Here is a 14,587-nt window from a genome sequence, read left to right on the forward strand (position 1 = left end):
TTCTTTTATAGATAAATAATCTAGCAGCCACAAAAGAGTGGTTGCCTACTAAATTTTCCTGAAAGAAATTATTTTTCACATACAGCGGTGCTTATTTAAAGAGAGACAAAGGTATTTAATTTAGTTCTAAAAATCAAAAAACCATTCTTTACAATTGTAATGAATGGTTTTTTAGCATTGAATTACGTTGTAATTCTATATTTAAATTTTACTAAATGTCAGTTTAGCTTCTTTGGTGTCCAGAATTAATTGATCATCTGTAATAGTGCTTTCGCAAACATAAGGTGTTCCAACTTCGTCCTTAATAACTAGTTTTTTACCTTTTTGCGTTAAGGCATAAGTTCCGTCCGTGATTTCACGAAGCAAATATCCTGTTACATGCCCATCTTCAGTAAAAGTAAGCATACCATTGGTTAAAATCGCATTTTTTGTAGAATCAGAAACAGCTTCTTTTGGTTCTACAGCAGTAACTTTCCATGAATTCACAAGCTTGTCTCTTTTCATATGGCATGAAACAATTAATACAACGACAGCAATGGCAATTACGAGGGTAAATAATTTAGAGTTTTTCATGATTTTGTGATTAAAAGTTAAACAGGAAAAAGTTACAAAAAAAAATGACATTAAAATATTCGAAATCAAATATTTATAAAGATTTTTTTTACTTATTAAAATGAATTGCTTTTAGTGCAGGAAGTCTTTATTTTCGGGACTTTTACTGATAACCAAATATTTATAAAATGACTGTTTTAGCAGTTAAAATTAGTCCGAATGGCTTTTTGGGGTATGCTAATTTAGAGTTAAAGCTCCTAAAATTTCCTCATACATAAAGGGACCGCCAGGATAAGTTGCAGTATAATCGAGGTTCATCCAAACTTGGCCGCGCTCATCTATATGGTAATGCAGTTTTTTACCATAACTCTCTTTTATAAAAAGAACATTTTTGATTAGATAATTGACTTTTTCCAGATCAATCATCGAACCAATTAAAATTTCAGGATAAATATGCCCTTTGGTATGAATAAGGCGAGGAGTTCCGCCAATGGAGCGTACAGCAGCCGCCATCAAAATAGAGTGATCGTCGCAATCGCCAGAAAAATATTCTAGAGATTCGCTGGCGGTTGCGATATAATCACCATCTTTTGGATCGTTTACATAATTCCATCTGCCGTTTATTTCTTTAAAAACAGCAAAACACTGAATTATGGTTCGATAATCTGAATACCCTCTAATTCCTTTAAAATGCTTTGAAGTCGCCATAATAGCAAAATTTCGTACTTTCGGATTCTGGTATTCTATAGCATTGATAATCTTTGTTTTATTTGGAAACGGAAGCAGTTTTGCCACAATAATATCCTGCGGATAGGGATTGTCAGACATGGTATAAATCATAGAATTGTAATCTTCTGAGATTTCGTTAAAACCATAATTTCCAATTACAGATCCATAAAACAGAATTAACAAATAAACTGCAACACACAAAATAATAATTGTTCTGAGATACATCAGAAGAAAAAATATAGCTGCAAAAACAAAAATAAAGATAAATATACGATCTAGATTGAATGCCCATTCCAAATCGATTAAATTTTGATGCAGTATGATGAAAATCGGAATCGTAATCAAAAGACTTAAAATCGAAATAATAATCCTGTCCCACGGCGATTTCACCTGTAGTTTAGATTTTAATTGCGGTAAGTCAATTTTAGGGAATTTCATCATACGAATCAAAAAGCAGTATTTACAATGCTTTTACGGTTTCTACAAAAATACTTTTTTTATCAATAATTCCCAGATCAAATAATTGATTTTGAATTTTATTAAAAGATTTTTCTGTCAAATTTTTCTGTGACCACTGAGTCAATTTCAGCCATTCTTTTATATCTTCTGCTTTTTGATTGAACAGTTTAGATAATTTCTTGTCGATCTCTGGAATCTCTTTAAAATCAACCGTTGTTTTGTTGATTATTTTAAGAATCGTTTCTACCGTTTTAGGATTCTTTTTCAAGAATTCATCTCGTCCCACAATAATAAATGAAGGCCAAGGAGTAGGGCAGTCGTCAATGCGTCTGAAAACACCTTTATCTACAAGCGGTTTCGTCATAAAACGTTCCCACATAAAATAATCAGCTTTTTTATTGGTTAGAGCATCTACAGCGCCATCAATTGTATTTACAATTTCAAATTCAAGATCATCCATTTCCCAGCCTTGTTCATTTGCATTTACATAAGCCATTAATTGTGATCCCGAACCGATTCTCGAAATCGCTGCTTTTTTGTTCTTAAGATCTTTCAGCGTTTGAAAATCTGATTTTGCATCCACGTGAATTCCCCAAATTAAGGGAGATTGCACATAAACCTGAACAATTTTGCTCGGATTTCCGGCCGCAATATCTTTAAGAATTCCTTCGGTTAGAATAACAGCCAAATCTGTTTCTCCGTCACGAAGCATTTGACACATCTTCCCGGTTCCTTCGGGAACATTTGTCCATTGTAAATCGATGTTCTCTTCTTCAAATTCGCCGTTTTCGATGCATAGGTGCCACGGCAAATTGAAGTGTTCCGGAACACCCGCAATTTTGACAGTTTTCATTTATTTTAAGTTTAAGTTAAGTTGCTTGGTATGCGTATGCGTAATCTTATGGTTAAATTTGGTTAGTTTAGTTTTTTAATAAATCTGCCCTGTGTTTTTCTGAAAGACAAGGCTCTGCAAATTCTATAATGTCTTGTGATTCGTATTCATTCAAAATGCTTCTTACCAATGAGTAATCTACATCTTTGGCTATTTCTACGGCAAAAAAGGTTTCATTTAATGCCTCAGATAAACAATTGATTGTTTTCAATTTTTCTCTGATAATTTCTTTATCAAAACCTTTTTCTAAAACAGCAACCTGAACAATCGAATTTCCAGAATTTTGAATCGTTTTTCTATGCATAAAACGTTCTTCTGTTTCATCATATTCGGCATAAAAAATGTCGTCTGTAGCAATCAAAGGACCGAAAAACGGAATGTTATCCAATTTAAAAAGACCTTTTTCCAGATCGATAATTTCTGCCCACATGGTTTCAGACACTACTTCGTCCAGATAATCACTATAGTATTTAAATAATATTTTTTTATGAGTTTCCTGTTCCATTATTCAATTTCGCTAATTACAGCTTTTAAAGGAGATATTACAATTCTGTAGCCATCAGGATCCTGAATCATTTTTCCGTTTTCATTCCAAAAAGGATTCAGCGATGGTATAACTGCAATATTTTGCTGCGTTAATTTATTCACTAATTTATCGTAATCTGCAATAGTTTTTGGGTATAAGACCATAACATCGTCTTCATCAAAAGTATGTTTGGCTTTAACATCAGATTGAGTAAACTCAAAATGCCAGTCTAAACCAGGTTTTCCAATAAAAACGCCATCATAATTATTGTGATGTTCAAATCCGCCTAAGCGTTCAAATCCGAGCACGTCAACATAAAAATTTTCAATTTTTTCTAAATCATTTGTATGTCTGGCAACTCTCAAAAACATAATTTATGCTCTTATTTGATTAATATGATGTTCTAAATGTTCAACATAATCGGTCATTAAAAACCTCAAATCTATTTCAGATTCGTCGGCCAAAATGATTTTGTAATCTAAAGCTTTTTCATCAACAGACTTCATTAATCTTATCATCTGCTTGTTTATGGTAAACCATAGCTGCGTAAGTTCCTGAATATCTATTTCCTGATATTGATTTAAATTTACTAAATCCATTTGATTATACGGTCTGTGGCGATATGGTTTTTCTGCATAATTAATTTCCGTAAAACGAACCAAATTATGAATTGCAGAATCGACCAAATGTCCTAAAATCTCTTTTTTAGACCACTTTCCCGGATTTTTTACTTCTAAAATATCATTGTTTATTGTCGGAATATAATTGACATTTTCGTTCAATAACTGTTCAAATTTAAGAATAGCGTCTTGCATAAAAACTCTAGTTAATTACCAGCTAACTTATTCAATGTATAAGCAATCAACTCGTCAACAGCCTTGTACGGATCTGCACTGAAAGTTCCAGAAGCACGATTGGCAATAATAGCGTTCAACGATAAAGCATTATGTCCTAAAAGAGCAGAAAGTCCATAAATTGCAGCAGTTTCCATTTCTAAATTAGTGATTTTAGTTTCATTAAAACTAAAATTATCCATTTTGTTATTTAATTCCTCATCTTGAATATTCAGACGCAAAACTCTTCCTTGAGGGCCGTAGAATCCTCCAGCAGTTGCTGTAATTCCTTTAAAAATTCGATCTGATTCAATTAATTTTTCCAATTTTTCAGAACATTGCGTCACATAAGGTTTTCCTTTTTTAGGATCCCAATTGGTATGTTTTACAAATGCATCTTCAATTTCTGTAATCGAAACATCATCGATTAAATAGGAGCGAAGCATATTGTCTAATCCTAAACCGAACTTAGACATTACAAAACTATCCACTGGAATATCTTCTTGCAGAGAGCCTGAAGTTCCAATTCTAATAATGTTTAAAGAAGTTAATTTTTCTTTTGGCTGGCGCGTTTTAAGATCGATATTTACTAAAGCGTCTAATTCGTTTAGCACAATATCAATATTATCAGGGCCAATTCCTGTAGAAACTACCGAAATTCTTTTGCCTTTATAAATGCCGGTTTGGGTTTTGAATTCTCTTTTTTGAGCAGAATGTTCGATTGAATCGAAAAATTGAGTGATTTTTTCTACTCTATTTTGGTCACCGACAAAAATAATGTCATGTGCTATGTGTTCAGGACGAAGGTTTAAGTGGTAAACGCTTCCGTCTGGATTTAATATTAATTCTGATGATTGTATCATTTTTTTTAAGTTGCTAAGTTTTTGTTTTTTTGTTTCATGTTTCATGTTTCAAGTTATCTCGAGAAACTTGAAACATGAAACATGAAACTTTTTAAACAAATTAGTTATCCGCCTACACGTTTGGTTTTAAATCCTTTTTCTTTTAAGATTGCCATTATTTTATCTCGGTAATCGCCTTGAATTATAATCGAATCGTCTTTGAAAGTTCCGCCAACGCTTAATTTGGTTTTAATTTCTTTGGCTAAGATTTTAAAATCTTCATCAGAACCTTCATAACCTTCAATAATAGTGGTTGGTTTTCCTTTTCTTTTTTCAAATTTACAAATCATAGGTTCCTTCTGAACGTAAAGAACGTGGTCTTGTTCTTCAACTTGTTCAGGCTCATTTGATTCAACATGATCTGGAAACAGATTCTTTAATTGATCTTTTAAGTCCATATTTTTTTTATTCTAAAAATAAATTTTCAAGCATAAAGATATCTAAAAATTAAATTCCAAACCCCAAGAAAAACTTGGAATTTGGAATTTTTATATCTAGAAAATATTTAAGCTTATTTTTTGATTAAGCCTAATTCTACTAAACGTTCGTATAAGAACTCTCCAGCTGAAATATCTTCGTATTTTTTTGGGTTTTCTTCATCAATACAATTTTCAAGGCAATCCAAACGCATATCGCTTACTGGGTGCATGAAAAATGGAATTGAATATCGTGAAGTTCCCCACAATTCTCTTGGCGGATTTACCACTTGGTGAATTGTAGATTTTAATTTATTGTTAGTGTGTCTAGACAACATATCACCAACGTTGATTACCAATTCATCATCTTCAGCAATGGCATCAATCCAATCGCCGTTGTGGTTCTGAACCTGCAACCCTTTACCTTGAGCTCCCATTAGTAATGTGATCAAGTTGATATCACCGTGAGCTGCCGCACGAATTGCGTTTTCTGGCTCAGAAGTAATAGGAGGGTAGTGGATTGGTCTTAAAATTGAGTTTCCTTCTTTTGCATAATTATCAAAATAAAACTCATCTAGACCTAAATGTAAAGCTAAAGCTCTTAAAACATAAACACCCGTTTTTTCCAATTTTTGGTACGCTTCTTTACCAACCGCATTAAAACGAGGTAATTCAGTAACTTTAACATTGTCTGGGTATTCAGAAGCCCATCTTGAATCTTTGTCAACGTATTGACCAAAATGCCAAAATTCTTTTAAATCTCCTTCTCTGCGTCCTTTAGCATGTTCTTTTCCAAAAGAAACATAACCTCTTTGTCCGCCGATTCCAGGAATTTCATATTTATGCTTAGTTTCTATTGGCAAGGCGAAAAAGTTTCTAATTTCACCATAAAGTTCGTCTACCAACTGATCATCAAGAAAATGACCTTTTAAGGCTACGAAGCCAATGTTTTCAAATGCACTGCCGATTTCATTTACAAATTTTTGTTTACGTTTCGGGTCGTCCGAAAGGAAATCACGTAAGTCTACACTAGGAATGTTTTGCATACTTTACATTTTTTATTTAAAGAAGAAAGGTGTCATAAGTACCTTTCGCTAACAAAGGTAGATAATATTTTAGAAAATAATCTTAAGCTCAGGCATTAAAAGCAAATTTCTGATTAAAAATTTATTTAGTATTCTAATAAAACAGCAACAATTTGTTATATTTGAAACACTAAAAAACAAAAAATTACATGATCTTTTACCGCCAAAACCTGACTGACGCGCAATTATTAGATTTATACAAAAAAATATTAAAACCACGATTGATCGAAGAAAAGATGCTTATCTTGATTCGGCAAGGAAAAGTCTCCAAATGGTTTTCTGGAATAGGACAAGAAGCCATAGCTGTTGGTGTAACCGCTGTTTTAGACCAATCTGAATATGTGCTTCCAATGCACCGAAATCTTGGGGTTTTTACGACCAGAGAAATTCCGCTTCATCGTTTATTCTCGCAATGGCAAGGAAAAGCAAACGGTTTTACAAAAGGCCGAGATAGAAGTTTTCACTTTGGAACACAGGAATACAATATTATAGGAATGATTTCGCATTTGGGTCCGCAGTTAGGAATCGCTGATGGAATCGCTCTTGCAAACAGACTTCAAGACAATAAAAAAATCACTGCTGTTTTTACTGGCGAAGGTGCTACAAGCGAAGGCGATTTTCACGAAGCTCTAAATATTGCAGCCGTTTGGAAACTGCCTGTAATGTTTGTCATTGAAAATAATGGCTACGGACTTTCAACGCCAACCAACGAACAATATGCTTGTGAAAATCTTGCAGACAAAGGAATTGGTTACGGAATTGAAAGCTGGATTATTGATGGAAATAATATTGTAGAAATCTACAATAAACTGTCTCAGTTAAAGAAAGAAATGCAGGAGGATCCGCGTCCGATTTTATTGGAGTTCAAAACCTTCAGAATGCGCGGTCATGAAGAGGCGAGTGGTACAAAATACGTCCCTCAGGATTTAATGGATCAATGGGAACTGAGAGATCCTGTTACGAATTACAGAAAATATTTGACCGAAAACGGAATTCTAACTGCTGAATTAGACGAACAATTTCATGCCCAAATCAAACAGGAAATTGACGAAAATTGGGCAATTGCAAATGCAGAACCTGAAATTGAACCAACTTACAGCGGAGAATTAGATGATGTTTATAAAGAATTTCAATATGAGGAATATAGCCATAATTCAGATTCAGAAAATATACGTTTTATAGATGCCATCCGAAATAGTTTAGAACAATCTATGTGGCGCCATAAAAACCTCGTGATTATGGGACAGGATATTGCTGAATATGGTGGTGCTTTTAAAATCACAGAGGGCTTTGTTGATGCTTTTGGAAAAGACAGAATACGCAATACACCAATCTGCGAAAGCGCCATAGTTTCAACTGCAATGGGACTTTCTATAAACGGTTATAAAGCAATTGTAGAAATGCAGTTTGCGGATTTTGTTTCTTCAGGATTTAATCCGATTGTGAACCTTTTGGCTAAATCTCATTACCGTTGGGGCGAAAAAGCCGATGTTGTCGTTCGTATGCCTTGCGGCGGAGGAACTCAGGCTGGGCCATTTCACTCTCAGACCAATGAGGCTTGGTTTACTAAAACCCCAGGTTTAAAAGTGGTTTATCCAGCATTTCCATACGATGCGAAAGGGCTTTTGAACACCGCAATTAACGACCCAAATCCTGTTTTATTCTTCGAACATAAATTATTATACCGCAGTATTTATCAAGATGTTCCAAAAGACTATTATACTATTCCTTTAGGTAAAGCGGCTTTGGTAAAAGAAGGAAAATCGGTAACGATTATTGCTTTTGGAGCTACTGTTCATTGGGCTTTAGACACTTTAGCGCAACATCCAGAAATTGATGCTGATTTAATTGACTTAAGAACTTTACAGCCTCTTGATACAGAAACGATTTTTGCTTCGGTTAAGAAAACTGGAAAAGCTATAATCTACCAAGAAGACACCCTATTTGGCGGAATTGCAAGTGATATTTCGGCTTTAATTATGGAAAATTGCTTCGAATATCTAGATGCTCCTGTAAAACGTGTAGCGAGTTTAGATTCGCCAATTCCGTTTACAAAAGCGCTTGAAGATCAGTTTTTACCAAAGAATAGATTCGAGCAAGCTTTGAAAGAGCTACTAGAATATTAAATATATAAACACATAGAAACATAGCTTCTTGGAATCTATAAAAGGCGTTTCACTTGTTTAAATACACATAGCTATGTGTGAGAAACTAGTTTCTTTTATTTATCTTTTTAAGAAGCGATAAACTATGTTTCTATGTGTTCAAAAATTTTAGATTACCACAACTAAACGCTTTCCGTCAGGAACTTCTGCATTCCACATTTTTTCTATATCGGATAGATTTACTGTTTCAATATTTACTTTTAGTATATTCTTTGAAGCTAAAAGAAACATTTCAGGCAGTATTTCAGAAAATAATAAGATCAGTTTTTACCAAAGAATAGATTCGAGCAAGCTTTGAAAGAGCTATTAGAATATTAAAATATAAACACATAGAAACATAGCTTCTTGGAATCTATAAAAGGCGTTTCACTTGTTTAAATACACATAGCTATGTGTGAGAAACTAGTTTCTTTTATTTACCTTTTTAAGAAGCGATAAACTATGTTTCTATGTGTTTAAAAATTTTAGATTACCACAACTAAACGCTTTCCGTCAGGAACTTCCGCATTCCACATTTTTTCTATATCGGATAGATTTACTGTTTCAATATTTACTTTTAGTATATTTTTTGAAGCCAAAAGAAACATTTCGGGCAGAATTTCAGAAAATAATAATTTGACTTCTTCTTTTGTCCAGCTTCCTAATCCTGAACCCGATAATTGAAGATCTACACTTCGTAAAATCTGAGCCGATAATTGAATGGTGTCTCCAGACATTGAACCTACAGAAACATATCTGGTTCTATGTGTAAAATTTCCATTTCCTTTTAAAATAGAAAAAATAAGCTCTGCCGAATGTCCCCACAAGTAGTCTATTACAATATCAATTGGAGTATTTTTATGGATTTCTCTTAGTTGGGAAACAAAAGATTCATCATCTTGTTTTAGAGAAAGAATTTCATCGGCACCTAATTCTAAAAGACTTTTAAGCGCTTTTTCATTTCTTCCTGTAACAATAATGTTCTTAGCTCCATAATGTTTTGCAATTTGAACAGCCATTTGTCCTGTAAAACCAGTCGCTCCATTTATTAAAACGGTTTCGCCTGACTTTATTCCCGCTCTAAAACGAAGTGCCATTGCCGAACCTGCAACTGCATTTGGCATCGCTGCGGCTGTTGCATCATCAATTCCGTCTGGTAAAGCTACCATTCGGTTTTTTTCTACTAAAGCTTTTTCTGCGATTGTTCCAGATATTCCGCGGGCGTAAACTCTTGTTCCGTTTTCTAGAGTACCGATTCCGTCACTTCCTACAATAAATCCGTTTTGATTTTCTTTTTCTGAAGAATAATGATCTCCGCTTGCAATTCCTTTATCCAAATTCGTAATAGCTACTGCTTTTACCGAAACCAAAATTTCGTTTTCATTGGATGCAATTGGCTCTTCAAATTCTGCATATTTTGGAGATTCTCCTTTTTTATAAACTACTGCTGCTTTCATAATTATTAAATTTTATGAAGCAAAATTAGACAGCCGTTTATGGGCAGACGATAACATTTGTTATCAAATTTTTCTTTAAATCATATAAGTTATATAAGTCAATTTAAGTTTGACTAAAAAGTCAATTATTCTTTACTTAATAGTCTACTTTTTAGTCTGCTTAGATGCACAGTTGTTATTCCTAAATAAGAAGCGATATAATGTTGCGGAACACGCAATATGATTTGAGGCCTTTCTTTAATTAAATTAGAATAACGCTCTACAGGGGAATCTTTTATAAACGAAACGAAATATTTCATATAATCAAAAGTACGCTCAAAAAGCTTATTAATGAGACTATCCCTCAATTCAGGGATCTCTTTGATTTCTTCTAGAATTTTATCCAGATCATTTTTATGAATCCACCACAAAACTGAAGGCTCAATCGTTTCAATATTGGTCGGACTCGGAAGTTTCTTCATGAAACTTTCGATAGAAGCAACGCTCTCATTTTCAAAAAAGAATTGCGTAGTGAGATCTTTTCCGTTATTGTTAAACCAAACCCGAATACAGCCCTTTTCTATGATATAAAGTTTTTTTGAAACTTCGCCTTCTTCTAAAAGGGTTGTTTTAGCAGGAACTTCAATTCGGTTAAAATAACTGATATATTCGCTCCATTTTTCGTCGGTTAAAGGAAATTTATTTCGGAATTGGTTGAACATTGATTTATTCTAAAATTTTAAATTGTTTTAATCAGAACTATATCCTGCTTCTGTTGCTAAAATATGAAAGAGTACTAGATTTAAAAATTCTAGGTTTTCATCATTTATACTTAAAAATATCTTTGGATTTGAAACCCAACTTTTCTGTTTTAATTGAGAAATTCTAGTTTCTTTAAAATAGTAGGAAAAATTTCCGTCTATAGCGATAAAATAATCTTGTTTTGTATATAATCTTTTGTCAGTATCAAAAACTATTCTCGTGTCTGTTATTTCTACTATTTCCTCCTTAACCAATTCATTTTGAAATAAAATCTTATAAGAAGATTTTATTATTGTCATTTTATATTTCACCTCTAAAAGCAAAATATCATTATGATTGTAAATTTCTGTAACCTTGTTTGTCCAGTTGGATTTTACCTTAGAATAAAATAACAATTCATTATTTTTGTAAACGTATAAACTTCGTTTTTTATCTTGAAGAATTTCTATTTCCATTAAAATCACTTAGAATCCGATTCCACTTCAAACAACTGCACCTGATTCTTCAATCGGTCAATCAACAAGTTCATCATACGTTTATTCAAATCAGAAGAATTCTTAATATAAGTATTGTATTCGTCAACTGTAAAAAGCGCCATTACAATTCCTTTTAAAGAATTTCTGAATTTAATGTCTTTTTGTATGGAATTTTCGATGGTCTGGAGTTTCTTTTCAACCGAATAAGAATAAAAATCAGGTTTATTTTTGTTTACGTAATTAATAAAAACGGCAATAAATAAGTCGTTTTGCAATTTTAAAATAGGCCTGATGGTCTGGTTTTGAAAGATCTCATCTGCTGAAGATTGAGCACTTACGGTTCCTAAAGTTTCGCCTCTGAATTCTTTTAAAAAGGTGTCTCTATCTTCCATGGTATTTGTTTTAAGTTTTTCTTAAAGTTAAAGAAATAATCCCATAGTAAAAACCTATTTTTGTTTTTCTAAAAATAAATTATGCGATTATTTCTGTTTTTATGCTTATTACTAGCTTCTTGCAATTCTAAAGAAGATAAAGAAAAATATAACCGTCAATTATATCGTGCTGTAAACAATAAAGACACAGCGGTTTTGGATATCCATATTAATGACAAACGTTTTTATGGACGCTACGAAATTAATCACTACGGAACGGGAAAAGATTCTGGCGATGTACGAGGCGATTTAAGAGGTGATACACTTAGAGGTGATTATCATTACATTTCTTTCGGCGGTGCTTGGAAAAGAGTTCCGTTAGCGATTTTAAAGAAAGACGGAAAACTTTATTTGGGAAAAGGAGTGATCGGAACTTATTTCAATCTTCCGTGTTACGTTCCAGAAGTTCCTATTGAATATCAAAATCCTGAGTTTCTTTTTGAGAAAATAGAGAAGGAGTGAGGGGGTGTTTCAAGTTTCAGGTTTCAGGTTGAATGGCTTGTGTGTTTTACCGCAAAGCACGCAAGTTTTTTTGATATACTAAACCTATAAAAACGCAAAGTTCGCAAAGCTTTGTCTAAAAAAACTTTGCGAACCTTGCGTAAACCTTTGCGAACTTTGCGGTTAAAAATCTAACCAATACTCGAAGGAAGCTCAAAAATTTCAAGATCAAAATATCTTACTGATGCCATTACGTGGTCAAAAATATCAGCCATGATATATTCGTAGTTTGCCCAACGTTTATCGCTAGAAAACACATAAATCTCCAACGGAACTCCGTGCGCGGTTGATTGCAGCTGTCGGCACATGATATGCATATTTTTGTTCAATCCCGGATGGTCATGTAAATATTGCATAATGTATTTTCTAAACAATCCCAAATTGGTCATGTTTCGGCCATTTAGCGAAAGCGTTTTATCAATTCCCCTAAGATCGTTGTATTTATCAATTTCCGCTTGACGGCTGTCAATATATGAAGTTATAAGCTGTACTTTTCGCAGTTGATGCAAATCTTCTTCGTTTAAAAAACGAATTGTACTGCTTTTTATTAAAACGTGTCTTTTGATGCGTCTTCCATCAGATTTTTGCATTCCGCGCCAGTTCTGAAACGAATCTGAACTTAATGCATAGGTTGGAATTGTGGTAATCGTGTTGTCAAAATTTCGAACTTTAACCGTTGTCAAATTGATTTCGATAACATCTCCGTCAGCTCCAAATTTATCCATTGTAATCCAATCTCCAATGCGAACCATGTCGTTTATGGCAACCTGAACACTCGAAACAAATCCAAGAATCGTATCTCTAAAAATTAAGATAATAATAGCCGAAAGTGTTCCAAGAATGGTTAATAGCTCACCTTTTTTAATTCCGAATAAAGTCGAAATAATCATGGCAACTCCAAAAATCCAGAGCACAATCATAATAACTTGTACAAAACTGTCAATCGGTTTATCGCTATACTCAGGTTTTTGTTTTAAATAATCGCGTAACGAATTAAAAACAGTTCGAACAATCCATAATCCAAGCAATACAATATAGATTCCCACTATTTTTCCGAAAATCGATTCCCAATATTCATATTTGTCCAGAATAACGGGAACGGCTTTATAAATAAAGAAAAACGGAATTAAATAGGCGGTATACCTAGTGGTTTTGTTTTGAATTAAATAATCGTCAAACTTAGTTTTGGTTCGCTGAGCGAAAACAGCAGTCAAAGTGACTAAAATAAATTTGGCCGCGTAATAAATTACGTAAGCCAGCGCTATTAAAATAGCAATATTAAAAATTAGACTGGTATAAGACGCGACATTGCGGCTCATTCCCCAGTCTCTGAAAACAGGATATAAAAAATTAAATATTTTCTCCAAAAGCTTATGCATTTGCTTTAGTTTCTAAATATTTTTTCTCAATGTAAAATGTTCCAAACGGAATAAGAGAAGCAACTAGAATGATTGCAAAAGTTTTTAAATCCCAGTTCATTGATCTTTTCAATAAAAAGGCTAAAAGAATGTATCCGATAAATAAAACACCGTGTGTCATTCCTAACGGACGTAATAATGTATGATAAAGTTCAGGATTATTATTTTTGATAATCAACATATTGGCAAACAATACTAAATAAGAGATTCCCTCTAAAATGGCAGTAACTTTGAAAATCTTGAGCATGTATATATATTTTAAGTTTTATGGCAGCAAAATTAAGGATTCTGGATTGATTTTAGAGTTTAAAAAATCAAAATTAAATCAGTAAAATGAGGTAAAAAATGGGATTTGGAATTTAAAAATTTGAAAATTATCTTTACTCTATGAGTAAAAGAGATTTAAAAAAATATTTAGGCGAATTGACCAAAGAGCAATTAGAAGAACAATTGATAGAATTGTACGAGAAATTTGCTCCTGTAAAAGTGTATTATGACTTTGTTTTTAATCCAAAAGAAGACAAATTGCTTCAGGATGCAAAGATTAAAATCTCACACGAATATTTTCCGATCAAAAAACCTGGAGCAAAATGGCGTCCAAAAGCCAAAATGAGAAGATCGGTTGCTCAAAAATTAATCAAACATTTTATGATGTTGGGTGTTGACTCGTATGTTGTGGCCGATATTATGCTTTACAATATTGAAATTGCGCAAACGTTTTCTTCGCAAAATTTCATCAAGCAGGAATTATTTTACAAAAGCATCTTTAATTCTTTTGAGCAAGCGGTAAATTATATTGTCTCAAACGGAATTTTTAATGATTTTAAATTGCGAATTAATGCAATTCAGAGTGAAACTTCGGAGCAAAAATGGAGAAATAAGTACGATTTTGACGCAATTTTGGAGAAAATCGACTACTAAAACCCTTTCTCATAAAAAATCTTTATTCAAAAAAAATATTTATTTTAGGTTAAAAGAAGATGAATAACTGTTTTTTCGGTGTATTTTTGCAAAAATCCAAAAAT

The 14,587-nt window shown here is 33.0% G+C and carries 19 protein-coding genes; 3 read left to right on the top strand and 16 right to left on the bottom strand.

The features are described from left to right. Positions 1-201 precede the first annotated feature (201 nt). The 9 genes from ABXT06_RS04395 to ABXT06_RS04435 form a co-directional block, all read right to left on the bottom strand. Positions 202-573, bottom strand: coding sequence for a hypothetical protein (locus tag ABXT06_RS04395; RefSeq protein WP_354589655.1), 372 nt, complete (start codon positions 571-573; stop codon positions 202-204). A 216-nt stretch (positions 574-789) separates the two neighbouring features. Further along, positions 790-1,722 carry a transglutaminase-like domain-containing protein gene (locus ABXT06_RS04400; RefSeq protein WP_354589656.1) on the bottom strand — a complete coding sequence of 311 codons (933 nt, stop codon included), beginning with the start codon at positions 1,720-1,722 and terminating at the stop codon, positions 790-792. A gap of 19 nt (positions 1,723-1,741) precedes the next feature. After that, a complete protein-coding gene (locus ABXT06_RS04405; protein ID WP_354589657.1) occupies positions 1,742-2,593 on the bottom strand; it encodes a substrate-binding domain-containing protein in 852 nt (283 codons plus the stop codon). A 67-nt stretch (positions 2,594-2,660) separates the two neighbouring features. Next, positions 2,661-3,137, bottom strand: a complete 477-nt coding sequence (locus ABXT06_RS04410) for a DUF4265 domain-containing protein (protein ID WP_354589658.1) — start codon at positions 3,135-3,137, stop codon at positions 2,661-2,663. Then, positions 3,137-3,529: a VOC family protein gene (locus ABXT06_RS04415; protein WP_008464146.1), complete on the bottom strand. Its 393-nt coding sequence runs from the start codon at positions 3,527-3,529 to the stop codon at positions 3,137-3,139. Before ABXT06_RS04415 ends, ABXT06_RS04410 begins: the two co-directional genes overlap by 1 nt. 3 nt (positions 3,530-3,532) lie before the next feature. After that, on the bottom strand, positions 3,533-3,973 hold the full coding sequence (locus tag ABXT06_RS04420) for a DinB family protein (protein ID WP_354589659.1): 441 nt from the start codon (positions 3,971-3,973) through the stop codon (positions 3,533-3,535). Positions 3,974-3,984: 11 nt separating this feature from the next. Beyond that, entirely contained in the window at positions 3,985-4,854 is an 870-nt protein-coding gene (locus tag ABXT06_RS04425; RefSeq protein WP_160781289.1) for a nucleoside phosphorylase, read from the bottom strand. Positions 4,855-4,958: 104 nt separating this feature from the next. Continuing rightward, the gene (locus ABXT06_RS04430) at positions 4,959-5,291 is read right to left on the bottom strand and encodes a translation initiation factor (RefSeq protein ID WP_202002749.1); all 333 of its coding nucleotides are present in this window, start codon (positions 5,289-5,291) and stop codon (positions 4,959-4,961) included. A gap of 113 nt (positions 5,292-5,404) precedes the next feature. Continuing rightward, positions 5,405-6,355, bottom strand: coding sequence for an isopenicillin N synthase family dioxygenase (locus ABXT06_RS04435; RefSeq protein ID WP_354589660.1), 951 nt, complete (start codon positions 6,353-6,355; stop codon positions 5,405-5,407). Between the two features lie 188 nt (positions 6,356-6,543). On the opposite strand from ABXT06_RS04435, the gene ABXT06_RS04440 reads away from it, so the two are divergent. After that, positions 6,544-8,520 (top strand): alpha-ketoacid dehydrogenase subunit alpha/beta, encoded by a 1,977-nt coding sequence (locus ABXT06_RS04440; protein ID WP_354589661.1) that lies wholly within the window; start codon positions 6,544-6,546, stop codon positions 8,518-8,520. A 147-nt stretch (positions 8,521-8,667) separates the two neighbouring features. Here the strand turns inward: ABXT06_RS04440 and ABXT06_RS04445 are convergent, their stop codons facing one another. The 5 genes from ABXT06_RS04445 to ABXT06_RS04465 form a co-directional block, all read right to left on the bottom strand. Further along, positions 8,668-8,790, bottom strand: coding sequence for a hypothetical protein (locus tag ABXT06_RS04445; RefSeq protein WP_260677856.1), 123 nt, complete (start codon positions 8,788-8,790; stop codon positions 8,668-8,670). 233 nt (positions 8,791-9,023) lie between these two features. Then, entirely contained in the window at positions 9,024-9,995 is a 972-nt protein-coding gene (locus ABXT06_RS04450; RefSeq protein WP_354589662.1) for a quinone oxidoreductase family protein, read from the bottom strand. A gap of 125 nt (positions 9,996-10,120) precedes the next feature. Continuing rightward, positions 10,121-10,696: a Crp/Fnr family transcriptional regulator gene (locus tag ABXT06_RS04455; RefSeq protein WP_354589663.1), complete on the bottom strand. Its 576-nt coding sequence runs from the start codon at positions 10,694-10,696 to the stop codon at positions 10,121-10,123. 27 nt (positions 10,697-10,723) lie between these two features. Further along, entirely contained in the window at positions 10,724-11,191 is a 468-nt protein-coding gene (locus ABXT06_RS04460) for a hypothetical protein (protein WP_354589664.1), read from the bottom strand. Between the two features lie 5 nt (positions 11,192-11,196). Then, complete coding sequence (locus ABXT06_RS04465) at positions 11,197-11,604, bottom strand: hypothetical protein (RefSeq protein ID WP_008464130.1); 408 nt, start codon at positions 11,602-11,604, stop codon at positions 11,197-11,199. 81 nt (positions 11,605-11,685) lie between these two features. On the opposite strand from ABXT06_RS04465, the gene ABXT06_RS04470 reads away from it, so the two are divergent. Further along, on the top strand, positions 11,686-12,105 hold the full coding sequence (locus tag ABXT06_RS04470) for a hypothetical protein (RefSeq protein WP_354589665.1): 420 nt from the start codon (positions 11,686-11,688) through the stop codon (positions 12,103-12,105). Between the two features lie 170 nt (positions 12,106-12,275). Here the strand turns inward: ABXT06_RS04470 and ABXT06_RS04475 are convergent, their stop codons facing one another. Both ABXT06_RS04475 and ABXT06_RS04480 read right to left on the bottom strand, forming a co-directional pair. After that, positions 12,276-13,523 (bottom strand): mechanosensitive ion channel family protein, encoded by a 1,248-nt coding sequence (locus ABXT06_RS04475; RefSeq protein WP_354589666.1) that lies wholly within the window; start codon positions 13,521-13,523, stop codon positions 12,276-12,278. After that, complete coding sequence (locus ABXT06_RS04480) at positions 13,516-13,809, bottom strand: DUF3817 domain-containing protein (protein WP_354589667.1); 294 nt, start codon at positions 13,807-13,809, stop codon at positions 13,516-13,518. The genes ABXT06_RS04475 and ABXT06_RS04480 overlap by 8 nt, the downstream gene beginning before the upstream one ends. A 140-nt stretch (positions 13,810-13,949) precedes the next feature. Here ABXT06_RS04480 and ABXT06_RS04485 point away from each other — a divergent pair, with 140 nt between their 5' ends. Beyond that, on the top strand, positions 13,950-14,483 hold the full coding sequence (locus ABXT06_RS04485; RefSeq protein WP_354589668.1) for a DUF6155 family protein: 534 nt from the start codon (positions 13,950-13,952) through the stop codon (positions 14,481-14,483). Positions 14,484-14,587: the final 104 nt, after the last annotated feature.

Origin of the sequence: Flavobacterium sp. UW10123 (genome assembly GCF_040538975.1) — a bacterium.
Classification (GTDB): Bacteria; Bacteroidota; Bacteroidia; order Flavobacteriales; family Flavobacteriaceae; genus Flavobacterium.